Here is a 26833-nt window from a genome sequence, read left to right as displayed (position 1 = left end):
GCGGCGAGCAGCCCAAAACAGACCTAATCCTTGCTTAGCCTGAGAACAGCGTGAAGGGGCGTTCGGTCATGCGTATAAACGAGCGAACTAGATTGCGTTCCTTAATATGTGGATGCGGAACTCCTTACCACCATATTAGGCCCCATGGGGGCTAGGATAAACAGAAGGATAAGCAGAAGGAGGAGCGGAAAATGGAATACCCTTCAACGGAAGACAGTTCCAACCGCAGCGCTCAGCTGCTTTTAAGTAATAAAATTGCAATAGATCATGATACGGATGGGAATAAACCCCGAGTTGTACTCATCGATCCACACTCGTTGACGCGGATGTCCGTCACCCAGTTATTGGAGGCGAGCACACATGCTAAGCGTCGCTCGGAAGATTTTATCATTCTGCCTTTTTCCAGTGCCGATGAGTTTTTGTCCTGTCGCCTCAGCTTTACGGTGAAGCTGATTCTCCTCAGTGTGGGTTCAGGCTGTGTCAGCGAGGAAACAGTATGTAATGACATCGATCGGCTGAAGCAAGGCTTGGTTGATGTGCCCGTGGTCATCTTGTCCGAGCGAGAAGAACCTCATTGTATTTTAAAAGCGCTTCGCCTTGGAGTGCACAGCTATATTTCAACAGGGCTTAATCCAGAGGTGGTTATCCTAGCCCTGCGACTCATCCAGGCTGGCGGTTCATTTATTCCGTCTAGCATACTATTAGAGCCTTTTGAGGGGAAGCGGTCGGTTAAAGAACAGAGCGGCATGTTTGCTCCAACCCTCCTGCAAGGCTTGACGCCGCGGCAATCGGAGGTGCTTCAGCTTCTACGGGAAGGTAAGTCGAATAAAATAATAGCCTATGAGCTTAAAATGCAGGAGAGCACGGTTAAAGTTCACGTCCGGCAAATCATGAAAAAGTTTAAAGCCATAAACCGAACGCATGCGGCATTTTTAGCCAATCGGCTTTATGAAAAAAAAGGATTAGAACGAAAAGCTCGGGAGTCCGAAACGGACAACTAAAGTGAGCGTGACTGAATAGTCAGGAGCCTGATCCGTAAGTCCCGCCGTTGCGGCTAAGTCGAGGAATTTGCCGTGCCCGACGATCGAGGACGCCCCGAATGCCAAGCTTGCGATCACTCGATCCGAACCGTCGAACGCCCGGCCGTCCACCTTTATCTTATCGACGAATGATTGATTGATAGTCAAGCGCAATGAAGTCTCTGGACTCGCGGCTAGCAACGCCCCCACCGAGAAGTTGAATGCGTCGCCTGGATCGATGCCGTTCTTCTCAAAGCTTGTCGTATAAGTGAAGCTACCGATGAAAACCAGTGGGTCTTGGCGCTTAGTGGCCGTCAGTGACCCTGAAAGCTCATTGAAGCCGTTGCCGAGCGGGTTGGCGGCATTAGTTTTACCGGTGTCCGTATTCCAGGTCACCCTACCGATCAAGTTTGGCCACCACAGACCTTCGCGCAGCAAGCCCTTAGCAAGGCCTACCCGGAAATCACCGAAACCTGAACTGGAGTCGCTGACCTCGTTACGTCCAACGCCACCGCCACTGAAATCGGTTACCACTTTGCTGTCAAAGTATTGGTAAGGAATACCGAATTCCAGTTGGCTGTCGAAAGGCAGGCCAAAGCGGAAAAACAGATCCCCGATAAAGGTGTTGCGTCGGATATCTTGTTCTACGAGAAACGGGGTTCCCTGCTGGAGAGCTAAGTTCTGGTCATCCAGCTCGCTTCGCGTATAGCTGAAGCTGGGCTGGATTTCGGCCAGTCCAAAAGGAAGGAGCAGTGCGCCTTGCACGACCAGCGTCCGCTCCAGCGCCCGTTCCGCGGCTTCTTCATCAACCTCGAACTGGCCCGGTGCCGCGGGGTGCGCTTGATTTTGAGCCCCTGAGGGTGGCTGTGTGGGGGATTGCGGCTCGGCTGCCTCGGCCAGTGCCGGCAATTTCTCAACTCTCGAAGGCCGGTCGGGAATCGTCGAGCTCAGCTTTGAGTGAGCGAAGACGGGCGCGGCTATGGAAAATAAGACAACCATAGCCACGCTTCGCTCCAGATTGAGCGTGCACCGGTGCAGCAGGGACATAAAGTACCCTCGATTCTTAAGTTTTTGTGTCGTGCTTAGTGCGCTTTTCGCCCCAATGACCCGATATACGCGACTATTTATGCTTTCCCTGATGCGCTGAAGTTCCCTATTCCGGTATCAGTTCGCTCATTTTAGATGTCCACAATCGGCCTATAGTTTGAGTCGGTTTGGTTAACAGTGGGTCATCTCAGAAATTTTGGTGACTCAGAACATAATGAAATCCTGCGGGCGCGGTGCAAGGCCATTGGCGGGCGCGTTGCTGCCCTTGTGGGCAACGATGAAGCCGACCTTGCCGATTTGGGGATAATTGATCCAGACATGCTTGAATCGTTTTATCCCCATGGTCCGGTTCCCCCAGGCTGGATCTGCCAACAGGACCTGATTTCTACGGACGCCTCGGAACACCACGAAGTGATTATAGCCATGCAGGCTTAGCGGAACCATGATCGGGGCTCGCTCGATCAGATCCTGCAACTTGAGTTTGCCGTAGCCGATCCCCTCGTACCCCCGCTGATCCACATAGCGCTTGAGGTCGAGCAAGGAAAAACCCTGACGTATTCGGACAAGCAAAGGATTCGCTATATATTCCTTGCGTTTCATCAATGCTTTGGCAATCTCCCGCTCCGGAACGGGGTCGCCGTGCTGGTAGCGCAAGATGGTGGCAAGCGCGGCGGCACCGCAACTCAGATCCCACTGTTGTACTATTACATGATCTCGGCGCATTTCCAGAAGCGACGTAACTGGTGCTCGCCCTGAAGCCTGTGCCGATCCCAGCAGACCGAGCAAAAGGCTGAAGATAATCGTCCAGTGTGGGTTGGCAATTCTAAAATAGCGCTTTCGAGTCATGTGGGGTATCGGGTACATGGCTGTTGGTCCGTAGCCTTGCAGCGGCGCCCAGATGGTAGGGCAATATCACAGGCTAGCTGGGCGTATGCTCGGGGGCGAGCGCATTGCCACAAGATATTCGGCTATGGGGCCGGTTATCTCGAGTCCCGTAATCTGTTCAAAACCCGCAAACATGGGGGCGGGATTGACATCAAGCACGAAATACTGTCCGTCGACTGTCCGTTTGAAGTCAATGCCAGCGAACCGCAATGCCATGCGTTGGGCGGCGTGAATGATTCCGATCGCCTCGGCTTGCGTCAGGGCCGTGGGCTCAAAGTGCTGTGCACCGACGCGAAAATCAAGTTGTGCGCTCCAGGTCGATGTGGCTGCAATCACTTGATTGTTCAGTATATAAGCGCGGATATCATGCCCATAAATCCTTGCCTGCAGCATAACGGGGGCGATTTTTAATAGCGCATAGAATTCCTCTAAAATCCCATTGGCAGAAAGCCCTATTGCAATTCCTCCCCCCGCGAGCGGTTTGCAGACGATATGCTTATGGTTTCTTGCAAATGCTCGTACAATATCTGCATCATTGGTCGCTATCATTGGAGGGACGGGCACACCGGCTTGCCGCAACCGCTCGAGGGTATCAATTTTATAATAATGGCATAGTAGTGTCTCAAGCGGATTCAGGATCGGCTTGCCTTGTTCAGCCGCCCATCGCAGCAAGCTGCCCAGCATCGAATCCTTTTCCCGCAAAGCCGTAATCGCTATGTTTTGCGGGTGTTCTGATCCCTCGAGCTTCTCCATCAACTCGCTGCAGTGAAGGTTCCGTAGAAAAAAAACTTTTACATCGGCCAAGTTAATTTTTTGATACCACCAGGATCCATCAGCGAAGGTCAAATGGTGCTGCTGCGGAAACGCCGCAGTATCAATGATAAGCGGTGGATAGCCCCGTTGCGCCAGATTGGCCGTTAGTTTGGCAACTTCGGGCTCCTTGGGGCTGCCAATGATGGCGATATCCAACCTCATAGGGTGGTCCCCTCATCCGAGGTCGCGACGCTGTGCCTGGTAGGTTTTCTAAAGTTTCCAAAAAACCGGGGAGATCCCGCCCCCTTCCTCGCCCAGTGCCATCGTCGTCACCAACCAGGGGTCACGCGGTTTGGGCTGCCATTTGGGCAGGCGATCCGCCAATCGATCCCTTAAATGTTCCCAATCGTCCCACGGCGGGGTATCTACGCCACACAGACATTCGATAGGGTGGCGTCCACCCGTCACGGCATCGAGCTGGTTGTCCGTGAGCCGACTTGGTGGACTGCTCGCCGCACTCTCGGCGGGCAAGGGCGCGGTCAGCAGTGGCAATGACAGGGTCACACCAAGGACGACCTGTGTTTTTGCTTTTGTTGTCATGATTCCTTCTCCATCGTGCGCTTTTTTGCTGGGGACGCCCTCATGCAATGCATGGGGCGCCTCTTTAGGGTGTTGGAGCATCTAAGCCAGATGGGTTGTACGAATAGATGAACTCGCTCCCAACCGACGTGGAAGAATATTGATTGGACGTCTTGGTGTTGACGCTGGTACCGAGCACGAACGCCCCATCGGCATAAGCGTCGGTCGAGACCTCGGTGTCCGTATACGGACCGCAGCAGGCATAGGCCGTCCCCCAGGCATGGCCCATCTCGACCGTGCCGTAGGGGGAACGCGTGACTGACGCGATCGTTTGGGTCAACGTGTAGGTGGGAATCCCGCTTGCCACGGCGACCGCGGTGGCGGTTACGCCGATGTCGCCCGCGCTGACCGTATCGAGCTGCCGGTTTGTCAGCCGTTCTGATCCTGACCCGGTCGCAGCGATTACCAGCGCGGTCGTAGCCACCAGAAAGTTTAAAGCAAGATGCGGGTATGTGCGTTTCATTTTAGCTATTCCGGCATAATAAAATTTTCTGTGCAAACCCTTGCCGGGAGAAGCAGACCCTTTCTTCCGATTTCACAATGCCGTGACTGGGCGATAATCCTTGTTTCACACGCTACGCAACTATTGCGTCAACGTGTAAATACAATATTGAACGGAAAATCGGGCGGAATAGCGAAGGTTCTGCTAAAAGGAGCGCCATCGCTTCGGATTTGAATGTCGACGACACCCTTCAACCCGTCGCCGCCACTAACCCACCCCGAGGCCGCGACCCGTGGCGCGCCTTGCGTACTGGTGGTTGCCGTAGCGGTTGCCGTAGCATGACCGAACCCCGAGCCTATGGCGACCGCGCTGAGCTGAAGGCTGAAACCGGCGCCCGTGGCCATATCCATTTGCGGCTCGGTCAGTCGCAAAGGCTCCGCGGCGCCGACCGGCGCCGCTAGGGCAATAGAAATCAACGAACCCATGGCGATGCTGGCCAAACTTGTGTTTTTCATTGCGTTGTTCCCCAAGTGTTCCCTATATTCGTAAACCCTTAGTCGGCACGCTTGGGCGCAAACCCGGTGCGTTAGCTACGATCGTAATTCCCATTCTGTTCACTACGATGATTGCTGATTGGGAAAACGGCTCATTTAAAGCCTAGCGCATGGATGCTTTAATTTTTATCCTCTTTTAGTTGGATAGGAGGGGTACCGCCATTGGTTGCCCTAACCTGAATCAGCTGGCTTAGACGTCACGACGCCCGTGGCCGCGCCGCACGTGCAGGGGACCGAATCGGGTCCGAGCCTCTCATCGGTGAGTTCGGTATAGTTAGACAGAAGGAGCCCCATGCCGAGGCATGGGGCTCATAGGGCTTCAAGCGCATGCGGCTACGTCCGTTACTACAACTAAGGCCCTCCTACTGCCTTGATCGCGGCCGCGCTGCTCGAGAACGAGAACGAGCCGCCGTTAAATTCCGTTACCGCCAGAGTGTCCGCTTTGGTGAACGACTCGGTTGGAATTTTTCCATATATGTATGCACACCCGCACGGATCAACTCCGACGGGGAACACGTATGGATTGCTCGCATCACCCTTGGCGCCAGCCGCCGCCGAGTTGCCCTCGAAGTTTGGGTCGTAGGTGATTTTGGTCTTGAACTTATTGGTCGTATCGAAATTGACGTCGACCAAGTCCAACTGAAAGTAGGTGTAGTAGGGGCCGTTGGTGCCAGCGGTAACCGCATCCATCTGAGCGCCCGCCAGTTGCATCGGCTCGCCCGCCTGAGCGGCACTCACGCCGACCACCAAGGCGGCACCGGCCATCAGAGTCAGCAGCTTGTTGTTCATAATCGTCGCTCCTGTTAATAGGCTGTGTTGAGCGGAACGGCGGACCGTTTGGGAGGCGCTGATCGATTTGTCACACCGGCGAAGGCCGGTGTCCAGTTTCTTGATTTTTCTTAACCTGCTTTCGCCGGAATGAGCAAGAAGGCAATTAATCAACGCTTCCTTCGATCTTCCGCACTTGTTATTTTTTTCGAAAATCCACTGTAAAGCAATTAAACAATAGTCTGATAAAACTATTGATTGATTCTAAATACCCACAATGGATTAAATCCACTTATGCAACACCAATTACGTCTTTGGAGGTAGCGTAGCGAACGAGATCTTCCGCGGTGAACTCCACCTTTTGGTTTGTTTGTGCTTCCCCCCCTCGGTCAGGATGTCTTGGGGTGCGGCCCGCTTGAGCGTGAATCGTTGGCCTGCCAACCGGGCTGCAGCCCTTGTTTCGCAAGCAGACCGAGTTCGTTACCACCAGTCGATTCGGCGCCAATGGGAGCGACGCAAGGCGTGGATATGCCTGGCCGGGTTACGTTAGAACCCTTGCACGAAAAATCGCTTTGGCTTGTCCGCTTGAATTCAAAGCCAAGCCGACTCTTTTTCGGATAAAACAGTGTGCAGGCCAATTAGGGCCAACAGTCCCATGCCAAACAAAACTAGGATGCTCGGCTCAGTTACCTGGGCTCGGCCGAATGCTTCGATTTTAATCAATATAGGTTGGGTGGCTAGTGAAGGCACAAAGACGGCAAAAGACACCGCGCCACTGCCCCCAAATGGATTCAGAATGGAAGTGCTAGCAAGTATAGGATCAATGAGATCTACAGCAGCTGCTCCCCCAAACCCATAGGGGCCAAGAACGCGAATCGCGATTTTCGAGATGGCAAACTCGCGACCAAGAGGATCGAAGATAGCAAAACCACTAAAGCTGAAATCCAAAATAAGGGAGGCGATCAGATCGGTGGTCGTTGCGTTGTTGATGAAGGTCAGGCCTGTCGAGAGTGCGCTCGCAATGGCGAATGCTCCCCCAGTTGGGGTAAGGCCAGCAAACGCGACGGTGTCGGTCAAGCTGGCACTTGAATCGCCGAAGACCAGACTGGTCGCGCTAGCCTCGGCGAACGCTTGCCCGGTCGAGGCAGAGCCAAAAACGGTAGCTGTCTGATTTGCAATGAGTTCGATTCCGTTATCATCTCTGATATCGGTCACCTGTAGGGAAGTCGTGACACCGGCACCGAACACTGCTACGGCATGCGCCGGTACTGCAAAGCCCACTGACAGCGTGGCAAAGACAATTGCAGCTAACTTTATTTGAATACTTATTCTCATCGAAGCCCTCTCTAATATTTTTATCTTAATCTTGTGCTTTATATTTATTTGTAATGAAGAAAAAATAATCGGATTAAAATACTGCAATATTTATTCCATAACAATATTTTTTTTGCTTTTCATAAGGTTGGGGAATCTATTAAGCTTGGCTTGGCGAAGAAGTTGTAACTGATTTGCTACATATCTATGCGACGACGGCTACATCTGGTCTTTTCGAGCTGGCAGCGCCACGGTGTTTGTTAACCAAGTCTTAGTTTTCGTTTGAACTGTTTGATAGCCTTAGAACACAAAACAAGAGCACCGCGCTGGTTCACATTGATTCCACTGTCTGCGTATGATTTGGTAGCGCGGTCGAATCGATCTCGCTGCTTGGAGAATGCAGGGGATGCGGTTGCACGGATTTTTTTGGCTCGCAACCAGACCGCACGATGGCCGGTACGCTGGCATCAGCGCCTCCATCATTCTTCTCCTCGGCGCTGGTTTGGCATGCGCGCAGAAGCGCCTCGCGGCACCTTGCGTGCGGCTGACCGTAAAGGCCGCTTGGGCCTTGATCCGACGAACCACCCCGCAGGGGTTGCCTGCACGCGCATTGGCCATCGCTTGTCGCGGAGGCGCCGTATGGATCTTGCGATGATCCACGCTACTTTCCGTGCTTGGACGGTGGACCTCGGCGAGCGCGGGCTTGCCGCCCGCTTCGCGCACGGCTTCGTGCCGGCGGCGGAAGGGCTCGTTGTGACTGCGCTGCTGCTGGCCGCTCGTCCCGACCCGCAGCGCCGGGCTCATGGCGCGCCGCGCCAGCCGCCTCCCGAACGTCCCTTGGCGCGCCTGTGCTACCTGATCGCGGTAAGCGGACCCAATGACGAAGCCCAGTCGGAGCAAGCGCTGTTGGCGCTGCTGGCGGCAGTTGACCGTCAATCCGGGATGGAATTGCTCAGCGCCGAGTTGCCCCCGTCTTTGTGGCTGGCATACGGCGTAACACCTCGGCCGGCCTTTCAGTTGGAGGCCTGTCTGACAGAGCGTGTAGTGCGCCCGGTGCTCACCGCCGTGCGGACGCATCGGCTGGATCTGGCCGGTCTTGTGACCGTTCACGGGTGTGTCGTGGGGATCGACGATACCCCGATAGCCGGTGCCGAGATCGAGCTGCTGGCTACTGGACGTGTGGTTCGCAGCGATCATCGTGGCGCGTTTCGACTGTGTATGCCCAATGCCGGTTCGGGCGCCGAATCCGGGTGGGTGCGTGTACAGGCCCGGGGTGTTGAGCAGCGCTTTCCAATCCCCGCAACGATCACGGAGCATCGTCCTTGGCTGCTGCGCCTGCAGCTGCCAGGTGATTGATCACAGTCCAGGCAGGAGGAGCCATCGATGCCGAACTACCTTACACCCGGTGTGTATGTGGAGGAGGTTCCCTCCGGCGCCCGGCCGATCCAAGCCGTAGGGACCAGTACTGCCGGTTTCGTCGGCCTGACACCGAATGCCGAGGCCCGCCCTCATGAGCCGGTGGCGATCAATAGCTGGTCGCACTTTTTGCGGGTTTTTGCGCAAGCATCCCAGAACGTCGACAGCACCCCCTTGGCACAAGCCGTCAATGGTTTTTTCCTTAACGGCGGCAGCCGCTGCTACGTGGTGAATTGCCGGGATGCGAACGAGCTGACGGGCAGCCGCAAAGGTTTGGGAGCGCTCGAGGCGATCGACGAGGTTGCCATCGTAGCAGCTCCCGGATTCACTTCGGCGGCGGCTTACGATGCGGTGTTGAGCCACTGTGAACGCATGGAGGATCGGGTGGCGATCCTTGACGGGCCCGAGTCCATACCGTCGATCAACGCCTTGACCCAGGTGGCCTCGGCCAAGGCCAACGGCAAGAAGGCGGCGGATGAGTCCAGGGATCCGCTAGCCGGCGGTGCCGGCCACGATGGCCTGCGTCCCCGCAATTCGGACGACGGCTACGGGGCGGTGTATTTCCCCTGGATCGTCGGGCGCGACCCGCTGGCGCCCCACAATCTGATTACCATGCCGCCCGCCGGACACTTGGCTGGGATCTACGCCCGCAGCGACGCCGCCCGCGGGGTCCATAAGGCGCCGGCGAACGAGGTGGTGCGTGGCGCGCTCAACGTGAGCTACCGTCTTACTCGGCACGAACAGGGCGAGCTCAATCCTCAGGGCATCAATTGCATTCGTTTTTTCCCGCGCGAGGGGATTCGGGTCTGGGGTGCCCGTACGCTGGCCCCGGCCGCAAGCCAGTGGCGCTACGTGAACGTGCGCCGGCTGTTCAACATGGTGAAGGAGTCCATCATCCAGAGTACGCGCTGGGTGGTGTTCGAGCCGAATGGGCCGGATCTGTGGAAGGCCATCGTGCGGGATGTCTCGGCTTTTCTCACCTTGCTGTGGCGCCAAGGCGCATTACTGGGCGCCACCCCGGAGGAAGCCTTCTTCGTGCAGTGCGATGCCGAGACCAACCCCTCGGAGGTGATCGATGCCGGGCAGGTCGTGACCCGAATCGGCCTGGCACCGGTGAAGCCGGCCGAGTTCGTGATCTTCCAGATCGGCCAGGGGGTGGGTGGCGCCGAGACCGAAGTGCAGTCACAAGGGTGAATAAAAAGGACGCGCGCTTGCATGCGCCTAAGCATCCGTTAAGGGAAACGCACCAAGAAAAGCATACGGGGGATAGCCGCGATGCCCGAAACTCGGAATCCTGAGGGAACGACAGGCCAATGGTCCGATCCCTACACCTCCTTTCATTTCGCGATCGATATCAACGGCGTTACCGAAGGACGCTTCGTGGAGTGCAGCGGGCTCGGCGTGGATGTGGAAGCCATCAAATACCGTGAGGCCGGGGCCAATCAGATCGTGCACCGCTTGCCAGGGCGAGTCGAGTACGCCGACCTGACGTTGCGTTACGGTATGAGCCGCTCGATGCAACTCTGGCGTTGGATGCAAGCCTCCGTCGCCGGCACGGTGGAGCGTCGCAACGTCTCGGTGGTCATGTTCGGCCACGATGGCGCGACCGAGGTCATGCGTTGGAATCTCCGCAACGCCTGGCCTCGGACTTGGCGCGGCGCACCGCTCGATGCGTTGGGCAACCAGGTGGCGGTGGAGACGCTGGTGCTGGTGTTCGACGAACTCGAACGTGTGCCGGCCGGCGGTGGCGGTGAAGCGGTGGCCGAGGGGTAGCTCCGGTGCGCGCGAAGACGCTGGCGCGCCGCTCGGCGTTGCAGGCACTGCAGCGCGGGCTCGCCCGACTCTGGGGACGTCTGTGGGCGCAAAGGGTTCGCTTGCGAGCTCGGGCCGCTCGGCACCGCGCGCCGCCAGCGGCGCCTGACATCGACTTCGAGACCGCCCAGCGCTGCGCTCGGGAGGCATGGGGCGCCGTGGTGCGTCGCCGCGCACCCTACTTATTGCGGCCGGCTTCGGTATCGTCAGCCGAGCGGCCCGGATCGGTATTTTGGCCACGCCCCCCGGTCGCTGCCAGCGCCGCTAGCGGGTGCCACCGGCCTGACCAAACGCCGCCCCACTACACTGCGGCGCTGCCGGTTACGGGAGAACGATTAGCCACCGCCACCTTGGTGCCGCGCGGCACCCAGCCGTCCTCATCGGCCCATCACGGCCGGCCAGCCCGCCCCGATTCGGGTGGGGATCCGCGCAGTACCCGTACAGACCCAATCATCGATTCAGTGTTCCCGGCTACCGCTTGCCGGTCAGTGGCGGTGCAGGAAATCCCCGAAGCGCAGCCGATGGCTGAATCCGGTGCGCCCGGGTGGCTATGGACGGAGTCAACACAAGCGGTGAGCAGGTCTTATTGCACCTGCTCCGCAAGCCCAGCGACATCAGTACTGCACGACGGAATCGGACCTCGGGCGGCCCCAGGCGATGAGAGCCGGCAATTGCCCTTGCACGTACCGGCGGCCCGCCGTCCCGCTACGGAGTTCCTTTCCGTGCCGCGGCTACCGGCCGAGGCCGCTCCCCCGCAGCCGTGGAGGTCGGAGATGTCGGAACCCCAATGGGTCGCGTCGCACAGGCCGCCCGGCGCGGCGGCGGCGCAAGAGCGATGGCAGAGTTCACCGTACAATGCCGTGCCGGACTCGGACAGCCGTTGCCCGTCGGCCGCTGTGCAGCGGCTCTTGGCCGCAGCGGCGCTACCGCTGCAAGCCTTGGATTGTCGATCTTTTTCGGCCGAAGTCGAGTCGGAAATCGAGTCGTTAGTCCGACCAGATGATCCCTGGCCGGCTCTGTTGCCGGATCCGCAGGAGGAGTCACCCAGCGTCGAGGCGGAATCGAGGCTCGAGTGCGAGCGCCGGCAGCGCCTGCGCAATGAGCAACGGGGAGTGTAATGGAAAAAGTGGTTCTGCTTATCGAGCGCACCGGCGCTCATCTGCGTTGTCTACTGAACCCGGAACAATTGGAGGTTCGCCGCAGCGCTGGTGTTGCTGCCCGACGCTCGCTCGGCGGCACACTAAGCGGCGCCGGTCTCAGTGATGATCCACTGCTTTATGTCGGCGGCGGGCGCACCGAATTGACTCTCGATTTGCTGTTCGACGTCGCGTTGGCGGTGCAAGGGCCGGATGCGCCGCCGCTAAGTGATGTGCGTATCCTGACCGGTCCCATCTGGGATCTGGCCGAGAACGACACCGGTGCCGATCGTTATGCACGACCACCCATTCTCCGCTTGTTGTGGGGCACGAGCTGGAATGTACCGGGGATCGTGACCGCGGTCTCCGAACGCCTCGAGCAATTTACTGCGCAAGGTCAGCCGCGCCGGTCTTGGCTGCGCTTGCGACTGCTGCGCGTCAACCGCGCCTTGCGTGATCGAGGCACCGACCCCACACCGCCCCCCCTGGCCATGGACGAAGCGCGGCGCCGGATCGCAGGTGGTGAGCGGGTCACACACGAGCCGATCAGCGGCGGCGAACGTCTCGACCAGATCGCCGCCGAGCACTGTGGTCATGCCGCGTACTGGTCTTTGCTCGCCGAACTCAATGGGCTGGATGATCCCCTGGGCCCGCTGGAGCGGCCGCTGCAAGTGCCTGCGGATTTCACGATCGGGACCGGCGGAGGTCATGCATGAAGCCCGTGCAGGTCCTACCCAAGGTTCGGGTCGACGGCGTCGATGTGCGTGAACCGCTGCGTCTGTCCAGCTTGCGAGTGAGCCAGTGTCTGGATGCTCCGGCGCAGTGCGAGCTGACTTGGTCGGTCGCCATGGTGGCTAGCCGCTGCCTGGAGCAGCCCGGCCTCGCTCCGGGACGGCCCCTGCGCGTGTATATCGACAACCAAGCGGCTCCCGTGTTTACCGGCGAGATTACCGCGGTCGAACATGTTCATGAGCCTTCGGGCGGGCTCGCCCTACGGGCGCGGGCCTACGATGCGCTGGTGCGGCTGCAGCGCCGTCAGACGTTGCGCACCCATGTGGAGGTGACGACGGTCGAACTGGCCCGTGCCTTGACCGTAGAGACCGGCCTGCGGGTCTCGGCCGAGGCGAGCGGTCCGGTCTGGCCCCGGATCGTCCCACGCTTCGCCCACGATCTCGCTTTGTTGCGGGAGTATACTGCCCGCAGCGGGCTGCATTTCGTCGTGGAAGACGACCTGCTGCGGCTGTTTGCCGGGCGTGATGAGCGCGTGCAGCCGTTGCGGCTGATGTTGGGCGAAGAATTATTCGAAGCGCGCGTGGAATGCAACGCCGTGCGTCCCATCGATGAAGTCAAGGTGCTGGGCTGGGATCCGCATACCGGTGAGCCGCGGCAAGGCTCCATCAATGACGCCGGAGCTTTGCCGGGTGCCGCTTATGGCGACCGAGCGGCGCAACGTACGCTGCTGGGCTTGCCTCTGGAAAGCGACCTGGAAGCCGAAGCCCTGGCTACGGCCGAGTTGGCGCACAGCCGGGCCGCCGGCGCGGTGTTATGGGGGGTGGCCGAGGGCGATGTCGCATTGCGCCCCGGTCAATGGGTGCAGGTACGTGGCGTTGCAACGACCTTGGAGGGTCCTTATCTGCTCACGCTCGTCACGCACACCGTTGACGCCGAGAACGGCTACGTCTGCGAGCTGAGCACGCGCCCGGAGTCCCCGGGCCGAGCCCCCTCGGTACCGAGTGTGGTGCTGGGTGAAGTCTGTGACATCGATGACCCCGAGGGTCGGGATCGAGTACAGGTCAACCTCGACTCATACGGTGACGCCGTGAGCACCTGGATGATGGTGATGCAGTTGGGGGCGGGCGCCGGCAAGGGGTTGGTGGCTTTGCCCGAAGTCGGTGATCAAGTGGTGGTTGCGCTGCCCGACGGGGATCCGTCGCGAGGCATCGTGCTCGGCGGCGTCTACCGGCTCGATGGTCCGCCTCGTGATCCGAAGGCAGTACGCAAACGCGCTGCGCACCGACCCTACACGTTCACCACCCGCGGCGGGCAGCGCATCCGGCTTAACGACGCCGACGGCTCCATTCGGATGGAGATCGCCGAAGGCAGCTTCTTGGCGCTCTCCCGCGAGGGCGTGGTATTGCATGCCGCAGGCGAGCTGGTATTGGAGGCTCAGGGTGAGCGCCTGATACTGCGTGCCGATACCATCGATCTGGAGCGGGGGTGAGCATGAAATTACTCACCGAGGATGCCGATCTGCGCTGCGCTCACGAATTGGGCAAAGTGAGCGTCGACGCCAGCCAAGGCTGGGTGCGGGTCGAGGGCCGGCGCGTGCTGGTTGCGCGCGATCCTGAGCGTTGTACCATCAGCGGTTGTCCCAACTACGGCCCGACCATCAAGCCATGCACTACGACCCTGGCGGTGCGGACCGGCTATTCTGCGCTGGTGCGCATCGACGGTCACCGGATCTGCTTGGATACCGTGATCGGGCTCACCGACGGTACGCCACCGGGCACCGTGCAGTATCAGGTGCGTGACAGCGGCCAGCATTTCGTCAGGCAACGCCGAGCATGACCGATGTGATCGACCGCGCGTGGCTTTTCGATCTACCGGCTGAGGTAAACGCCGCCGGCGCTGAACCGCGTAGCCGAGGGCTAATCGTAAACGCCACCGGTGCAATCGCCATGGCCGAGCACGATCGGGCCGTCCGGCAGTCGATCTTGTTATTGCTCAGCACCCGTCCAGGCGAGCGCGTGATGCGGGCCGACTACGGTTGCTGGCTGCAGCGCCTGGTGTTCGCCCCCAATGACGCCGGCACGGCCGGACTCGCCATCCATTACGTCGGTGAAGCCTTGCGGCGTTGGGAACCCCGCGTGGTGATCCAGCGCCTGGATGCCGGCGCCGATCCGTATGGCAGTGACGATGCAACGGTGCTTGCCATCGTTCTTGAATACCGAGTCCGTCGCACGGGGTGGGAGGAGCACTTGGCCCTCGGCTACGATCTCCACCGCGGCCGCCTCATCGAATCGAGTAGCCGTACGCCGCGGTAAGGAGCCCCTGGAGTATGAGTCTACATATACCCAAGCTCGATGATCGCACCTTTGACGATCTTCTTGCCGAAGCCAAGCGTTTGGTACACCAGCGGTGCCCGGCATGGACCGACCTGAGCGCCGGCGATCCCGGAACCACCCTGCTGGAGCTCTATGCCTTCCTCACCGAGGTAATGCTCTATCGTGTCAACCGGCTGCCCGAGAAAGCGTATGTGGCGTTCCTGCGCTTGATCGGGGTGCAACTCGCGCCACCGGGTGCCGCCGGGGTGATACTCGAGCTGAGTCGCAGCGCGGGGACCGAACGACGCATCGAAGTGCCACGCGGTACTCGGGTGAGCGTAGCCCGAGCCGCCGAGGGTGGGGAGCCTCCGGTGTTCACCACCGCCGCAGCGGTGGTGCTGGAACCCCAGCAGGCCAGCGCTACAGTGCTGGCGCACCACTGTCGGCTGATCGAGGCTGAGAGATTGGGTGTCTCCACCGGTCTGCCAGGCCAGAGCTTTCGGCTGTGTCATGCGCCGGTGATTGCACCCACCGGTGACGAACTGGATCTCGTAGTGGCAGTGGAAGCCGAAGCGAGCCTGGATGTGCGCGCACCCTCCTTGACTCATGATGGACGTGCGTTCCGAATATGGCGCGAGGTCGAGCACTTTGCCCATGCCACGGCCGATGCGCCGGTCTACGTCGCCGACCGTGCCGACGGAGTGATCACCTTCGCGCCCGCCATCCGTACCAGCGCCGACGGCGCATCCGGCAATGGCTTGACGCGCACCACCGCGGCGTTGGCCGCTGTGCCGCCGGCCGGCCGGCTGATATACGCCTGGTATCGTTGTGGCGGAGGCTCCGCCGGCAACGTTGCCGCCCACACCCTCACCGTGCTCAAGGATCCCATAGCCGGCCTGCGCGTGGACAATCCCGAGCCGGCGGTGGGCGGCTCCGAGGCGGAGTCCCTAGAAAATGCCCTGGTGCGCGGTCCTCAGGAGCTGCACAGCCTGAACCGGGCGGTAACTGCCCGTGACTACGAAGCCGTGGCGCTGCGTGAAGGCAGCGTGGCCCGCGCCCATGCCGTGGCCCGCGCCGAGCGTTGGCGATTCGCCGTCCCCGGAACCGTGCAGCTGCTCTTAGTACCCAACGTGCCCTACCGTTCTGGAGCCGCCTGTACTCAAGCTCAGCTGGAGCGGGCGCAGACCGAGGAGGCGCTGACTCGGGTCCGCCAAACGGTGGAGGCACGGCGCCCGCTCGGCACGGCGTGCGTCATCGACTGGTACCGGTACAAGCCGATCACGGTACACGCGCGGCTGGTGCTGCATCCGCAAGAGAACCCGCAGGCCGTTCAAGGGCGCGTGCGCGAACGCCTCAACGAGCTGATTAACCCGCTTGGTAGCGGGGCTTTGCGGCGGCGGCTGCACGCCTCCGACATTTATCACGCGGTGCTAAGCGAGCCGGGAATCCGCTATACCGACCGCGTGCGCTTTACCGTGGATCAGGCCCCCGATCGCGATATCGGCGCAGTAGCTGCTGACCCGTTTCATCGCGGGCTTTGGTACGCCGCAGCGGATGCGCGTTTGTTTCGCACCTTGGACGACGGCAGCGGTTGGGAGCATTTGGCGCGGTTCGACGGCGAGCAGGTGAGCCGGGTGTCGTGTTGTCCTCACCGGCTGGGCTTGGTGGCTGCCGTGGCCTCGAGCCAGGCCGATGGTACGGAGATCAGCCGCATCCGCCTGAGCGAGGATTGCGGTCAGAACTGGACGGCGGCCCACGAACTCGGCTTCGAAATTTATGATGCGGCCTGGCTGCGCCGCGCCGGTGAACCGGTACTGCTCCTGGCTACCGCAGAGGGTCTATTTCAGGTGCCGCCGGAGTCGGGGCCGGTGCCGGTTCTGGTGGACGAAAATGATCAAAACATGGGCTTCTACGCAGTTACCACCGTCGAGGCGCCGCGGATCGGTACCCAGGTGGCGGTGGCGGCGCGTGCGACCGGGGGAGTGTATCTGTGCGCCGATGAGCAGCTGGAGGGTTTCCAGAGCATTGGGCTCAAGGGTCGGGACGTGCGTGCGCTGACCGCCCAGCGTGTCGGCCCTCGGGCATTTTTATGGGCTGGGTTGGCCGCGATAGGCGGCGAGGAAGGCGAAGGCTGTTTGCGCTGGGAGCTGCGCCGGGAGGCTGAGCGCCTCGAGGGGTGGTCCGCCATGAGGATGGGCTGGCGCGGCGGTTCCTGTCGGGCCATCGCCTGTGACGGCGAGCACGTTTATGCCGCCACCTTCCACGCTGGTGTGGTAAGCCTCGACAGTGCCGAGAAGACCCCGGCTTGGCGGGCTCCACGAATCGACTGCGGTCTGCCGTTGCGGAACATCGAGCGCCTGCTGCATCGAGTGGATGCTGTGGCCGTCGCGCCGCGCACCGCCGCAGCGGATCATAATCCCGTGCTGCTGTGTGGCGGCCCCCAGGGCGTGTACCGCAGTGATGACGGGGCAGAGGTGTTTACGCACGCCTCCGCCACGGAGTTCTCGGACCGGGTAACGGTCGGCGAAGGCTACCTGTTCTGCAGCGCTGACCACGAGATCGAGGCTGTGCACGATGCAGCGTCCGGACATTGAAGCCCTGTTGCCGGCGGTATATCAGGATGCGATCCATCCCGGCTCGCCCCTGGATGCCGTGCTGGAGGTGGCTGCTCGTCTCCCACAGCCGCTCGAGGAGCTGCTGGCCTCGCTGGACCGATTGTTTGATCCGCGGCGGGCGCCGGACCCTATGGTGGCTTTCCTAGCACGCTGGGTGGATCTCGAGCATTTCCTGGTGCACCGCAGCGGCGTGGGGTCAGGTGGATCGTTGCCCAGTGGCATGGGTCACCTGCGTGAGCTATGCGCCGCTGCGGCTGAGCTCTCGCAGCAGCGGGGTACCCGTCAAGGGTTGATGCGGTTCCTCGAAATCGCCACGGGCCATACGGGCTTCCGTATCGAGGAAAATATCGAACGCAACGGCCTGGAACGCCCCTTTCACTTGCTCGTTACCGCCCCTCTCGCGGTGCAAGCCCAGCGTGAGCTGATCCATGCCGTGGTGGCCTTCGAGAAACCCGCCTATGTCACCTATGACCCGGAGGAGCTGCGCTTCGAGTGATCGGCAAGTCTCGCCCATATGAGCCCGTTTGATCAGATAAGGAGCTGTCATCGCCATGCCCAACTATTATGAGATCAGCGCCACCGATGCCACGCTGGTGCTGCGTAACGGCAAGGGTTCCGCCGGTTTCACCGTGCGCTATGTCGGTGGCCGGGCGGTGGAAGCTTGGGCCCGCGCGGTGCCGCTGGACAACGCTGATGAGGGCTGGCTGCAGCTGGCACCGCCCGAGCAACGCGATATGCAGCCGGGTCAGACGCACACCTTCAAGGTGGCCGTCACAGTGCCGCCGGGAACCCCAGCCGGGCGCTATGGCCTGCGCCTGGACGTGATGTCGGCGGATAACACCGACGAGGAGTACGACCAGGGGCCTATGGTCGTATTCGAGGTGGCTGAATCGGCGCCGCCGCAGCCGAACGGCTCCGGTTTTCCCTGGTGGATAGTCATCACGGTGGCGCTGGTGTTGGTGATCGGCGGCGGTGGTCTGGCATGGTGGCTTAGCGCTGATAATGGGACCGAGCGCGCCACACCGGTTGATGCTGAACCGGCCGAAGAAAACATCCCTGCCGATAAAACCGGCCGCTTTACGGTGAGCCAGACTTGGCAGGGGGACTTGGATCGCGGGCGGGAAGTGCCGCGGGGCGCACCGCGCAGCGAGGCCGACTTCTGGTTCCAGGCGCGCACGGCCACCGATCGCTCTTTGGTGCCAAAAAACGGCGCGCAGTTGCGACTGATGCGCCACAGCGGCCAACAGGCGCCCACCTTGGCCGAGATCAAACAGGCACTGGGAGGCGCTACCAGCGCCGCTGAGATCGATGTGCGCCGGTTGCGTCCCGGCCGTTGGGTGGCGGTGCGAACCAGCGCAGGTGGGCACGCCGCCTTTACCGCTACGCAGCCGGTCGGAGCCAGCCCCGCAGAGCTGCGCTTACAATATCACTATTGGCGCGCCAAACGATCGTCGCGCCCGATCGTGGACAGGGCGGTCAGAGTGCTGCGCCTCGATGATGCGGGTAGCAACACACCGTGAGCATCAAAGCCCTGCAAATCATGCTGGTCATCGCAGCGGTACTCTGTGCAGTGGGCGTTGCGGCCACTTTCGGTGGAGGGGAACGCGCCATGCCCGCGGATTTCAATCCGCCCGACTGGCTGCGTTCCCTGCAGGGGTTGGCCGGTGGTCCCCGCCTCGCGGCTCGTGAGCTCACCCGTAATAGCCGATCCTTCCCGGCCGAGCTGCGGCTGGGCGCGCACAAGACGACGGTTTTTTCGGTGACGCCGGCCGAGGATGCCGAACTGCGCCGCGCCGAATTCACCGTGCGCGGCAACGTGCACATGCGCTACCGTCCGGTGAGTGGACAGCAGCTGCGGGGCAAGCCTGTGGAGGAGCAGAGCTGGTCGGCGGATACGAGCCGCGCTACCGAGCCGGCCTTCATCGTTTATGACCGCGGCGGCACCCTCACGCTCCGTAACTTGCGCGGGAGCACGGCACGCATCGGCCTTAAGGAGTGAGGAAACCATGCCGCATAATCTGCGCACGCTGCCTTTTCTGCTCGCCATCGGCTTGCTCGGAGTGGTGCTGCTCGCCGAGTTGGGCGTTGCGGTGGCCTCGCCTTTGCTGGGCCATTCCGGCGGCGCCGTGGGCTGGGGAATTCCGTGTTTGTCTTTGATCGACGCTCAGCTGGTCTTCACTGCGCTGCTTATGGCCGCGCCGCTGGTGTTTCCGGAGCGGATCACCGGGCGGGTGCAAGGCGGTGCCACCCTGATCGTGGGTTTGCTGTTGGTGCTTGCTTGCCTGGGTGCGGGATTGGCCGCTATTGGGCTGCTCACGATGTTGATCGGGCTGCTGCTCGCACTGCCTTTCGGCCCCGCCGTCTACGCGGCCTTGGGTTATGCGAGTTTTCCCGCCACGGCGGCTGCTGCCACCTTGACGCTGTTGATGGCCTGCAAGCTGCTCAGCAGCGGCGCATTGATCCTCGCCCACCCGCGCTTCCTGGAGAATAAGGGCCTCGTGCTGCTGATCGCCACATCCTTGCTCGCTACGATCCTGGTCTCGTTCCTACACGGTTTCGTACCCGGATTCCTGGTCAGCGTAACTGATCTGATTGCTGCCCTCATCGCGGTGATCCTGGCAGCAATCTGGGCCGTGCTGGGCTTAGTGTTCGGAATTATCGCAACGCTAAAGGCGATCGCCTGAATGGCCTCGGCGCGCGGTAGGGTCCCTATTCATCGGCGACCGAGCCTATAGCTGGATTTGTGGAGCAGGAAGCCTGAGCTCGATGCGCGTTGGTGCCGGGGCGGAATCTTAGCTCGATCACTTGCTTTGCCCGCGATTCCCGGTAAGCATACGGAGTCGGTGCTCACCGCGAGTGCCACTGTCAGCGTGGCCAGCGGTTTTCGCTACACTCTATTCTTGTGGGATTGCGAAGGTGCCGGATGGGGCTAAATGCATGGCGGAGGAGGGCGGAAGATGTCAGTTAGGCTCCAAGTAATTGATGCATTGGATAATTGCATCGATTCATTAGACCGGCGCTTGGAAAGGGCGCGCGCATTGCGCGATGAGGTCGCGAAGCTCCCGGATGAGGATGCGTTTTTCGCCACATTGAAAGAGCTGAAACAATCCCGGTATCGATCGTGTCGTAAGCTACTCGATCAAATGACTCAGGGTGGCGTTGTGTTTGAGGGGTTGGCCAGTATCGAAGACGTCCTTAAGAAAATCGAAGCACAAAAAGAGGCCGCGCAGACTCGCTATTTTGAAGCCGGTCACCCGGGTTGAGCGCGCTTACAAGATAACTGCTCACGCGGTTGCTTAGCCGCACCGGTCGATCGGAAGGTGGGTTTTTGCTCACCGACAACGGCATCCAGTTTGCCGATCGGCCCCTGAACCGCATGCGAACGCGCCGGTATGCAAAGGCCGGCGGTTTGCCCGCATCTCGATTTGGCGGGGACGGTATTTCGCCGCGTAGGATTGGCTGAACGGATACGCAGGCACATGATCGTCAAGAAAAAAATTGCTTGGCTTCGGCTATTGTTCCAATTCAAAGGGAGCAGCTTTGAAGAAACATGGCCCCGAATTGTAACGGCGACCGGTGTTGCGTCTGCTGTGACGTATTTCCAATTACGCTATAATATCCAAGAATATACGCTTACGACGACTCCTTTCACGTTAATTGGCGTAGCATTGAGTATTTTTCTTGGCTTCAGGAATAATGCTGCGTATGACAGGTTTTGGGAAGGTCGCACGCTGTGGGGCGCGCTCGTCAATACTTCACGAAGCCTTGCTCGGCAAGCCTATTCGCTGATTGACGGTTCACCAGAATCGGAGATTCTGCGCTTCCGCCAGACGTTCGTCAAAAGGGTTATCGCATTTGTGCATTCGCTTCGGCATCATCTGCGAGGTACGGATTCACTCGAAGATATCACAGCTTTTTTACCTGGCGAAGATCTTGATGCCGTTCAACGATCTTCTCATCGGCCGCTGGCGATTCTACAACAACTCGGGCAAGATCTTGCGCACGCTCGTAATCAACGGTGGTTGCATGAATTAAATGTTCCAGACATTGACGCACAACTCATTGAATTATCGAACATCCTTGGTGGGTGCGAGCGCATTAAGAATACGCCTATCCCGTTTACCTATACTGTATTGATTCATCGTATCGTAGCCTTCTATTGCCTGTTCCTGCCGTTTGGGCTTGTCGATACCATTGGTGTTTTAACTCCTGTTGTAGTTTTTCTTATTTCGCATGCGTTCTTTGGTTTAGAGGCCATCGGTGATGAAATTGAAGAACCGTTCGGTACAGAACCAAATGATCTTCCTTTAGCTACAATTTCGCTAAATATAGAGATAAATCTCTTGGAACTTATCGGCGAGCCGAATCGGCCAGAACCGCTTGCACCCCAGAAAGATATTTTGTTGTAATGTGCTTTATGGATAGGATAGATGTAGAATAAATAACGAGGAAACCCTGAAAAATTCCGTTCATTCCTGAACCCTTCAACAAGGCTCTCCCGAGCGTGGCCGACGAGCTTTGGGCGAACGGATCAATTAATCGGCCCCTTCCTTATGAGTAACGTAAGCCCTAGCTATTCTTAACTCCTAACCGTTTCCCCGATTGGTAAGACGCCGAGTTAAGCGAGAGTCGTTCCGCCGACTAAGTGCACCGCCGAAGCCGCGCGAGCGTAATGGCTTACACGCGCTTTGCGTGCCGCCCTCCCTGGGAGAGGGGGCCGATGGATAGTCAAGCGGCCGGAAAAGGCGCACGCGACGGTGGATATCAATTCCCGCGGCATTTGATCCAGGCCAATGGAGCAATGCAATAAATCAGCTAAGCTTTACACACCATACGACCACATCGTTACCCACAACTCATCGCTCACCGGACGGGCGTTGCGGCGGCCATCGCCGTCACTGATGAGTATCGCGTGGCGCGCTGCCAAAGGAAATGAGAAGTGACGAGGGAGAACAGGAAAAACTTGTCGACCTAAAGCAACGCCGGGTCGACCTGGCACCAGGCGCCGGTCGAGTCGGCGTTCGAACGCTTAGCGGTGCAAGCGGAGCAGAGGCTCGGCGAGGCGGAGGCCTGGGTACGACTTGACCGCTATTGCTCCAACCGCCCGCAGAAAGCACGCCAGCGGGGTGCGTTGCGGGTGTTCCTCGATCAGTTCCGCAATCTGCTATGCCCCGACGCTCGGGATGGAGGGACAATGCCGCGTTTGAACTCGGCGATGCGGTGGATTTGCCGCGAGCATGATGAACTAGGTGAGGCGGTATTCAATGGGAGGTGGCCATGACGGCGGCAACCATGCGTGCGATGGTGCTGCGAGCGGCCGGCGCGCGGCTCGAACTGCGCGAGCTGTCTCGCCCGGTTCCGGCGGTTGGACAGGTGCGGTTGCAAGTACAGGCCTGCGCGGTGTGCCGCACGGATCTGCATGTGGTGGACGGTGAGCTCGCCGAACCGCGGCTGCCGTTGATCCCGGGTCATGAAATCATCGGCTGCGTCGATGCCGTGGGCGAGGGTGCCGAGGGGCTTGCCGTCGGTGACCGCGTCGGCGTGCCGTGGCTCGGCTGGACCTGTGGCGATTGTCGTTACTGTCGCCGCGGCCAGGAAAACCTCTGCCCGCGAGCGCAGTTTACCGGCTACACGTTGGATGGCGGCTACGCCGAGTCGACCCTCGCCGACGCCCGTTTCTGCTTCCCCCTGCCGGAAGCGTTCGACGCTGTCGCCGCGGCGCCTTTGATGTGCGCGGGGTTGATTGGCCAGCGGGCTTGGTCGATGATCGGCGAGGATGTCGAGCACCTCGGACTCTACGGCTTTGGGGCGGCCGCGCATATTCTTGTCCAGGTCGCGATCCACGCCGGGCAATCGGTCTACGCGTTTACCCGTCCCGGCGACGAGCAGGCCCAGACCTTCGCCCGCCGCCTCGGCGCCGTCTGGGCCGGGAGCTCGGAGGCCGCGCCGCCGGTGGCACTCGATGCAGCGATTATCTTCGCTCCGGTCGGGGCTTTGGTGCCGGCCGCTTTAGCTGCCGTACGCCCCGGCGGAGTCGTGGTCTGCGGCGGTATTCACATGAGTGACATCCCGGCCTTCGCCTATCGGCTCCTGTGGGAGGAGCGGGTGTTGCGCTCGGCCGCCAACCTCACCCGCAAAGACGGCCATGACTTGCTGGCTCGCGCCTCGAAGGCCGGCGTGCGCACCCACACTCAGCACTATCGGCTCGAGCAGGCCAACGAGGCGCTCGCTGATCTGCGCGCCGGGCGGGTCTCGGGCGCTGCCGTCCTGATACCCTGAGCCCGAGTCAATGATGCCTTCACAGGAGAAATGGGCTATGCAGGAATTCCCTCATCAATACCGGGCCTCCGCTGCGGGCGCCACCGAGGGCCCGATCAGGGCCTCGTCGGCGGAATTGCCGTCCCTGGATACGATGCCACCGCCCCAGTACGGTGGTGCGCCCGGTTACTGGTCGCCGTCGTTGCGGACTGCTTCGTTCTCATTTTCCGTAGCGTATAACAAGCATCCAGGCTGGAGTGGGAGAGCGTGAGCTGCGCTGTCGAGGGCATGCTCGAACGGGTGGGTCGCATCCCGTGGTTCACGCATTTCGAGATCAACGCCGAGCTGCGGATTGGCGATTCGGGCAGCCGAGGCAAGGCCGAACGTTGCCTTGAAAAGGCGGATCGCGCCTATTTGATCACTACCTCCCTGAAGGCCGAGACAACACTCCTCTTTCAGGCCGAGGTCCTCGACTCCGCGTGACAGATGTCGGCATCGAGCTTGACTCCCGCAGCCCGCGCCAAAGCCTCGATCTCCCCTGCGTAGCGCCGGTATTCGCTCGAGTCGAGGGCTGCATAGTTGAGATTTTTCATCGCCGTGGCGAGCCGGGTGAAATACTCGCGCACCGCCTCCTTGTCCTCGAACTCGTAACTCGCGGCGACCAGGCGGTAGACCAGCGCCAGGCTGCGGCGCTGGCGCTGCGGCGAGCTGCTGGCATCCACCGCGTCGAAGGCGTCCTGCTGCAGGTAGACGAGATCGAGGAACGACGCTTTGTGGTAGGTGATGTAGTCCGCCGTGGTGATCCCTTCGTCGCCGGTGACCTGCATCATTTGATTGACGTCCTCGCCGTCGTGGAGCAACTGCAGCAGCTCGTCGATGCGCGCCGGCCATTTCTCGCCAAGCTGGGCGGCGATGTATTCGGCGAGCTCGCCGCGGTAGCGCGACCAGGAGAGCAGCGGGTCCACCGCCGGATAGAAGCGCTTGTAGGCGCGCTCGGCGGACAGCCCTAGAAACGCCTTGACTGTGGCGAGCGTCGCCTGGGTGACCGGCTCCTCAAAGTTGCCACCGGAGGGCGAGACGGTGCCGATCATCGTGAGACTGCCGCTGTCGCCGGCGTTGTTGCGGATCACCCCGGCGCGCTCGTAGACGCTGCGGATCGCCGAGTCGAGATACGCCGGGTAGGCTTCCTCGCCGGGGATCTCCTCCATGCGCCCGGAGGTCTCGCGCATGGCCTGTGCCCAGCGCGAGGTAGAATCGGCGATCAGCAGCACGTCGAGGCCCATCTGGCGGTAGTACTCGCCGATGGTGATGCCGGTGTAGATGGAGGCCTCGCGGGCAGCCACCGGCATCGACGAGGTATTGCAGATGATCACGGTTCGGTCCATCAGCGAGCCACCGGTGGTGGGGTCGGTGAGCTGCGGGAACTCGGTGATGGTCTCCACCACTTCGCCGGCGCGCTCGCCGCAGGCGACGATGATCACGATATCCACCGTGGAGTAACGTGCGATGAGGTTCTGCAGCACGGTCTTGCCGGCGCCGAAAGGGCCGGGGATGCAGGCGGTACCGCCGATGGCGATGGGAAAGAACGTATCGACCACCCGAATGGTGGTCGCCATAGGACGCTGGGGGTAGAGCCGCTCACTGGTGTGGCTCTCGAGCAGCCACCGGGGCAGCGGCGTGCGCACCGGCCACCGCTGCGCCAGGGTGAGCGAGCGTTCGCCGCCCTCGGCATCGAGCAGCCGGGCGACCGGCACATCGATGCCGAAGCTGCCTTCATGAATCCAGTTGACCTCATGCTCACCCCGGGCATCGAAGGGCACCATGATGCTGTGGGTGAAACGCCCCTCCTGCACAGTGCCCAAGGTATCGCCGGCCCGCACCCGCTCGCCCATGCGCACCGCCGATGCGAACGACCACTGAGTGGTGGCCTCCAGTGCCGCCAGATGTCGACCCCGGGGCAGAAAGAACCCCGACTCCGCGGCGAGCGCCTCCAGCGGGTTCTGCAGGCCGTCGTAGATCCCGCCCAGCAGGCCCGGACCAAGGGTCACCGAGAGCATCTCGCCGGTCTGCTCTACAGAATCACCGATGGCGATACCGCCGGTGTCCTCGAACACCTGGACATCGGCGCGGCGGCCACGCACGCGCAGCACCTCGCCTTTCAACCGCACCGCGCGCCCGGCAGCGGCGCCAGTAGGCTCGATATAGACGACTTCGTTTTTCATCAGCCCCGGCGAACGCTCGGTGGCCTCGATGACGACGATGTCGTCCTGCACGCTGGCCACACTGCAGTCGCGGGCGGCGGAATCCATATTCATCAGCTCCCCAGAATGAAGTAAAAACACGATCTGATGAGGAACGAAGCCCAGCCGTATCGAGCTCTAGGCACCGAGGTGCTTTAAGCCGCTGGTGCCTCTCCGTCCTCCATGCGGCTGGGCCTCGCTCCTCATCAGAAAAGCCTACGGTAGTGGCCGAGACCCTGCTCGATGCCGGCCTGCAGGCGCCGTCCGGCGGCCTCGGCGTTGTAGCGCCGCCAGGCGGCGACGAGTCGCCACTGCAGCACGTAGCGCGCCACCTCGCGAAAGTCGAAGTGCCCGTAGCGCCGTGTCCGTGCGAGCATGCGCCAACGCTCGCCGAGCAGCAGCCGCTCAAGCTCCCGGGGCCGGTGCTCCTGCAGATGGTTGCGGGCCTCCGCGAGCCAGGGGAAGACGGCGCCTACGCCGAGCAGCGGCTCGTCCCAGTGGGCGCGCATGTGCGCAAGCCGTGGCCCGAAGCCCCAGCGTGCCCCCGCTGCCGGGGCGGGCTCGCCGCGCGCGTGCCGGCGCAGCGCCGCGACCACGGTGTGCATCTCCAGCGGCACCGCAACGAGATCGAGGACACCATGCGCGGCGAGCTGCGGCTCGGCCGCACGGAACCGCCGGAGATAGGTATCCGTAGGCAGCGCCTTGCCCAGATGGCGCCAGTCGAGCAGCCTCTCCAGCGCCGTCAGCGCCTCGCGATGGGCCGGGTGCAGATCGCCGAGGCGGCGCTCCAGGCGGATCGCCGAGATCGGCAACGCCTCGCGGCCAAAGGGCGTGGCCGGCAGCGCCGGCAGGCTGGTACGCAGGGCGACATACTGGTGGCGGGCAGCCATG

Annotated in this window: 28 protein-coding genes and 1 pseudogene; 19 read left to right on the top strand and 10 right to left on the bottom strand. The window is 60.9% G+C overall.

Annotation, left to right across the window (positions count from 1 at the left end; genetic code table 11):
- The first annotated feature begins 191 nt into the window (after positions 1-191).
- Positions 192-1001: a LuxR C-terminal-related transcriptional regulator gene (locus NB231_RS03465; protein ID WP_050756040.1), complete on the top strand. Its 810-nt coding sequence runs from the start codon at positions 192-194 to the stop codon at positions 999-1001.
- Here NB231_RS03465 and NB231_RS03460 read toward each other — a convergent pair.
- The 8 genes from NB231_RS03460 to NB231_RS03425 form a co-directional block, all read right to left on the bottom strand.
- Positions 963-1928, bottom strand: coding sequence for a transporter (locus NB231_RS03460; RefSeq protein WP_156776884.1), 966 nt, complete (start codon positions 1926-1928; stop codon positions 963-965). The two genes, NB231_RS03465 and NB231_RS03460, sit on opposite strands and share 39 nt — an antisense overlap.
- A 342-nt stretch (positions 1929-2270) precedes the next feature.
- Positions 2271-2912, bottom strand: a complete 642-nt coding sequence (locus NB231_RS03455; RefSeq protein WP_156776883.1) for a C39 family peptidase — start codon at positions 2910-2912, stop codon at positions 2271-2273.
- Between the two features lie 66 nt (positions 2913-2978).
- Positions 2979-3926, bottom strand: coding sequence for an ATP-grasp domain-containing protein (locus NB231_RS03450; RefSeq protein WP_004999775.1), 948 nt, complete (start codon positions 3924-3926; stop codon positions 2979-2981).
- 48 nt (positions 3927-3974) lie between these two features.
- Entirely contained in the window at positions 3975-4304 is a 330-nt protein-coding gene (locus NB231_RS03445) for a hypothetical protein (RefSeq protein WP_040661709.1), read from the bottom strand.
- Between the two features lie 64 nt (positions 4305-4368).
- Positions 4369-4806, bottom strand: a complete 438-nt coding sequence (locus NB231_RS03440; protein ID WP_004999774.1) for a hypothetical protein — start codon at positions 4804-4806, stop codon at positions 4369-4371.
- 128 nt (positions 4807-4934) lie between these two features.
- Positions 4935-5300 carry a hypothetical protein gene (locus NB231_RS03435; RefSeq protein ID WP_004999773.1) on the bottom strand — a complete coding sequence of 122 codons (366 nt, stop codon included), beginning with the start codon at positions 5298-5300 and terminating at the stop codon, positions 4935-4937.
- Positions 5301-5690: 390 nt separating this feature from the next.
- A complete protein-coding gene (locus tag NB231_RS03430) occupies positions 5691-6128 on the bottom strand; it encodes a hypothetical protein (protein WP_004999772.1) in 438 nt (145 codons plus the stop codon).
- A gap of 570 nt (positions 6129-6698) precedes the next feature.
- Positions 6699-7529, bottom strand: a complete 831-nt coding sequence (locus NB231_RS03425) for a hypothetical protein (RefSeq protein WP_004999771.1) — start codon at positions 7527-7529, stop codon at positions 6699-6701.
- 531 nt (positions 7530-8060) lie between these two features.
- Here NB231_RS03425 and NB231_RS16635 point away from each other — a divergent pair.
- From NB231_RS16635 to NB231_RS18920, 18 genes and pseudogenes are all read left to right on the top strand, one after another.
- Positions 8061-8777 (top strand): hypothetical protein, encoded by a 717-nt coding sequence (locus NB231_RS16635; protein WP_004999769.1) that lies wholly within the window; start codon positions 8061-8063, stop codon positions 8775-8777.
- Positions 8778-8804: 27 nt separating this feature from the next.
- A complete protein-coding gene (locus tag NB231_RS03410; protein ID WP_004999768.1) occupies positions 8805-10031 on the top strand; it encodes a phage tail sheath family protein in 1227 nt (408 codons plus the stop codon).
- 81 nt (positions 10032-10112) lie between these two features.
- Positions 10113-10610, top strand: coding sequence for a phage tail protein (locus NB231_RS03405; protein WP_004999767.1), 498 nt, complete (start codon positions 10113-10115; stop codon positions 10608-10610).
- Positions 10611-11422: 812 nt separating this feature from the next.
- Positions 11423-11767: a hypothetical protein gene (locus NB231_RS16630; RefSeq protein WP_004999766.1), complete on the top strand. Its 345-nt coding sequence runs from the start codon at positions 11423-11425 to the stop codon at positions 11765-11767.
- A complete protein-coding gene (locus tag NB231_RS03395) occupies positions 11767-12501 on the top strand; it encodes a CIS tube protein (protein WP_004999765.1) in 735 nt (244 codons plus the stop codon). The genes NB231_RS16630 and NB231_RS03395 overlap by 1 nt, the downstream gene beginning before the upstream one ends.
- Positions 12498-14006, top strand: a complete 1509-nt coding sequence (locus tag NB231_RS03390) for a phage baseplate assembly protein V (RefSeq protein WP_004999764.1) — start codon at positions 12498-12500, stop codon at positions 14004-14006. Before NB231_RS03395 ends, NB231_RS03390 begins: the two co-directional genes overlap by 4 nt.
- A 2-nt stretch (positions 14007-14008) precedes the next feature.
- Positions 14009-14353: a hypothetical protein gene (locus tag NB231_RS03385; RefSeq protein ID WP_004999763.1), complete on the top strand. Its 345-nt coding sequence runs from the start codon at positions 14009-14011 to the stop codon at positions 14351-14353.
- Positions 14350-14829, top strand: a complete 480-nt coding sequence (locus NB231_RS03380; protein WP_004999762.1) for a GPW/gp25 family protein — start codon at positions 14350-14352, stop codon at positions 14827-14829. The genes NB231_RS03385 and NB231_RS03380 overlap by 4 nt, the downstream gene beginning before the upstream one ends.
- Before the next feature lie 14 nt (positions 14830-14843).
- Positions 14844-17423, top strand: a complete 2580-nt coding sequence (locus NB231_RS03375; protein ID WP_004999761.1) for a baseplate J/gp47 family protein — start codon at positions 14844-14846, stop codon at positions 17421-17423.
- Positions 17404-17940: a phage tail protein gene (locus tag NB231_RS03370; protein WP_004999760.1), complete on the top strand. Its 537-nt coding sequence runs from the start codon at positions 17404-17406 to the stop codon at positions 17938-17940. Before NB231_RS03375 ends, NB231_RS03370 begins: the two co-directional genes overlap by 20 nt.
- A gap of 55 nt (positions 17941-17995) precedes the next feature.
- The gene (locus NB231_RS03365; RefSeq protein ID WP_004999759.1) at positions 17996-18964 is read left to right on the top strand and encodes an NEW3 domain-containing protein; all 969 of its coding nucleotides are present in this window, start codon (positions 17996-17998) and stop codon (positions 18962-18964) included.
- Positions 18961-19443 (top strand): hypothetical protein, encoded by a 483-nt coding sequence (locus NB231_RS03360; protein ID WP_004999758.1) that lies wholly within the window; start codon positions 18961-18963, stop codon positions 19441-19443. The genes NB231_RS03365 and NB231_RS03360 overlap by 4 nt, the downstream gene beginning before the upstream one ends.
- Positions 19444-19450: 7 nt before the next feature.
- Entirely contained in the window at positions 19451-20128 is a 678-nt protein-coding gene (locus NB231_RS03355; protein ID WP_004999757.1) for a hypothetical protein, read from the top strand.
- Between the two features lie 273 nt (positions 20129-20401).
- Positions 20402-20707 (top strand): hypothetical protein, encoded by a 306-nt coding sequence (locus NB231_RS03350; RefSeq protein WP_004999756.1) that lies wholly within the window; start codon positions 20402-20404, stop codon positions 20705-20707.
- A 216-nt stretch (positions 20708-20923) separates the two neighbouring features.
- The gene (locus NB231_RS03345; RefSeq protein WP_004999755.1) at positions 20924-21853 is read left to right on the top strand and encodes a bestrophin family protein; all 930 of its coding nucleotides are present in this window, start codon (positions 20924-20926) and stop codon (positions 21851-21853) included.
- A 596-nt stretch (positions 21854-22449) separates the two neighbouring features.
- Positions 22450-22725 (top strand): annotated as a pseudogene (locus tag NB231_RS20235) (cation-transporting P-type ATPase); the annotation flags it as partial.
- Entirely contained in the window at positions 22722-23723 is a 1002-nt protein-coding gene (locus NB231_RS03335; RefSeq protein ID WP_040661700.1) for a zinc-dependent alcohol dehydrogenase family protein, read from the top strand. The pseudogene NB231_RS20235 and the gene NB231_RS03335, both read left to right, overlap by 4 nt.
- Before the next feature lie 246 nt (positions 23724-23969).
- Positions 23970-24185, top strand: a complete 216-nt coding sequence (locus NB231_RS18920; RefSeq protein ID WP_004999752.1) for a hypothetical protein — start codon at positions 23970-23972, stop codon at positions 24183-24185.
- Here NB231_RS18920 and NB231_RS03325 read toward each other — a convergent pair.
- Positions 24158-26017 (bottom strand): V-type ATP synthase subunit A, encoded by a 1860-nt coding sequence (locus tag NB231_RS03325; protein WP_004999751.1) that lies wholly within the window; start codon positions 26015-26017, stop codon positions 24158-24160. The genes NB231_RS18920 and NB231_RS03325 overlap by 28 nt on opposite strands.
- A gap of 131 nt (positions 26018-26148) precedes the next feature.
- Entirely contained in the window at positions 26149-26832 is a 684-nt protein-coding gene (locus NB231_RS03320; RefSeq protein WP_004999737.1) for a hypothetical protein, read from the bottom strand.
- Position 26833 lies beyond the last annotated feature (1 nt).

Source organism: Nitrococcus mobilis Nb-231 (assembly GCF_000153205.1).
Lineage (GTDB): Bacteria > Pseudomonadota > Gammaproteobacteria > Nitrococcales > Nitrococcaceae > Nitrococcus > Nitrococcus mobilis.
This window is presented reverse-complemented; position numbering and strand designations above follow the sequence as displayed.

Coding starts and splice junctions, on each gene's coding strand:
- NB231_RS03465 (WP_050756040.1), top strand. CDS start 192: ATGGAATACCCTTCAACGGAAGACAGTTCCAACCGCAGCGCTCAGCTG.
- NB231_RS03455 (WP_156776883.1), bottom strand. CDS start 2,912: ATGACTCGAAAGCGCTATTTTAGAATTGCCAACCCACACTGGACGATT.
- NB231_RS03450 (WP_004999775.1), bottom strand. CDS start 3,926: ATGAGGTTGGATATCGCCATCATTGGCAGCCCCAAGGAGCCCGAAGTT.
- NB231_RS03445 (WP_040661709.1), bottom strand. CDS start 4,304: ATGACAACAAAAGCAAAAACACAGGTCGTCCTTGGTGTGACCCTGTCA.
- NB231_RS03440 (WP_004999774.1), bottom strand. CDS start 4,806: ATGAAACGCACATACCCGCATCTTGCTTTAAACTTTCTGGTGGCTACG.
- NB231_RS03435 (WP_004999773.1), bottom strand. CDS start 5,300: ATGAAAAACACAAGTTTGGCCAGCATCGCCATGGGTTCGTTGATTTCT.
- NB231_RS03430 (WP_004999772.1), bottom strand. CDS start 6,128: ATGAACAACAAGCTGCTGACTCTGATGGCCGGTGCCGCCTTGGTGGTC.
- NB231_RS16635 (WP_004999769.1), top strand. CDS start 8,061: ATGGATCTTGCGATGATCCACGCTACTTTCCGTGCTTGGACGGTGGAC.
- NB231_RS03410 (WP_004999768.1), top strand. CDS start 8,805: ATGCCGAACTACCTTACACCCGGTGTGTATGTGGAGGAGGTTCCCTCC.
- NB231_RS03405 (WP_004999767.1), top strand. CDS start 10,113: ATGCCCGAAACTCGGAATCCTGAGGGAACGACAGGCCAATGGTCCGAT.
- NB231_RS16630 (WP_004999766.1), top strand. CDS start 11,423: ATGTCGGAACCCCAATGGGTCGCGTCGCACAGGCCGCCCGGCGCGGCG.
- NB231_RS03395 (WP_004999765.1), top strand. CDS start 11,767: ATGGAAAAAGTGGTTCTGCTTATCGAGCGCACCGGCGCTCATCTGCGT.
- NB231_RS03390 (WP_004999764.1), top strand. CDS start 12,498: ATGAAGCCCGTGCAGGTCCTACCCAAGGTTCGGGTCGACGGCGTCGAT.
- NB231_RS03385 (WP_004999763.1), top strand. CDS start 14,009: ATGAAATTACTCACCGAGGATGCCGATCTGCGCTGCGCTCACGAATTG.
- NB231_RS03380 (WP_004999762.1), top strand. CDS start 14,350: ATGACCGATGTGATCGACCGCGCGTGGCTTTTCGATCTACCGGCTGAG.
- NB231_RS03375 (WP_004999761.1), top strand. CDS start 14,844: ATGAGTCTACATATACCCAAGCTCGATGATCGCACCTTTGACGATCTT.
- NB231_RS03370 (WP_004999760.1), top strand. CDS start 17,404: ATGCAGCGTCCGGACATTGAAGCCCTGTTGCCGGCGGTATATCAGGAT.
- NB231_RS03365 (WP_004999759.1), top strand. CDS start 17,996: ATGCCCAACTATTATGAGATCAGCGCCACCGATGCCACGCTGGTGCTG.
- NB231_RS03355 (WP_004999757.1), top strand. CDS start 19,451: ATGCCGCATAATCTGCGCACGCTGCCTTTTCTGCTCGCCATCGGCTTG.
- NB231_RS03350 (WP_004999756.1), top strand. CDS start 20,402: ATGTCAGTTAGGCTCCAAGTAATTGATGCATTGGATAATTGCATCGAT.
- NB231_RS03345 (WP_004999755.1), top strand. CDS start 20,924: ATGATCGTCAAGAAAAAAATTGCTTGGCTTCGGCTATTGTTCCAATTC.
- NB231_RS03335 (WP_040661700.1), top strand. CDS start 22,722: ATGACGGCGGCAACCATGCGTGCGATGGTGCTGCGAGCGGCCGGCGCG.
- NB231_RS03325 (WP_004999751.1), bottom strand. CDS start 26,017: ATGAATATGGATTCCGCCGCCCGCGACTGCAGTGTGGCCAGCGTGCAG.
- NB231_RS03320 (WP_004999737.1), bottom strand. CDS start 26,832: ATGGCTGCCCGCCACCAGTATGTCGCCCTGCGTACCAGCCTGCCGGCG.